Below are 432 nucleotides of genomic sequence, written 5' to 3'. Positions count from 1 at the left end.
GTACAGCAGGTAGCGCAGATCATCAACGGTGTGTTCAGCCAGTTACTGGCAACTTTCCCGGCGAGCCTGGCTAACCGTGACCAGAACGAAGTGAACGAAATCCGTCGCCAGTGGGTTCTGGCKTTTCGGGAAAACGGGATCACCACGATGGAACAGGTTAACGCAGGAATGCGCGTAGCCCGTCGGCAGAATCGACCATTTCTGCCATCACCCGGGCAGTTTGTTGCATGGTGCCGGGAAGAAGCATCCGTTACCGCCGGACTGCCAAMCGTCAGCGAGCTGGTTGATATGGTTTACGAGTATTGCCGGAAGCGAGGCCTGTATCCGGATGCGGTCAAAAAAGGAAATAAGTAAGATTCCGTCGCTAAGTGAGAAATGGAAAATTCATGGAAAATTACAATCCCCACCGCGTAATAGTGCACCTACACGTCT

General features: G+C 52.8%; 1 protein-coding gene. It reads left to right on the top strand.

The window, feature by feature from the left end; all coding sequences use genetic code 11:
* Positions 1-354, top strand: a 354-nt coding sequence (locus tag DLK05_RS17100; RefSeq protein WP_438830193.1) for a replication protein P, incomplete at its 5' end; no start/stop codon positions are given.
* Positions 355-432: the final 78 nt, after the last annotated feature.

The organism is Ancylomarina longa, from assembly GCF_003996985.1.
In the GTDB taxonomy this organism is placed as follows: Bacteria; Bacteroidota; Bacteroidia; order Bacteroidales; family Marinifilaceae; genus Ancylomarina_A; species Ancylomarina_A longa.
The sequence above is the reverse complement of the archived record's forward strand: the minus strand, read 5'-3'. Positions and strand labels throughout refer to the sequence as shown.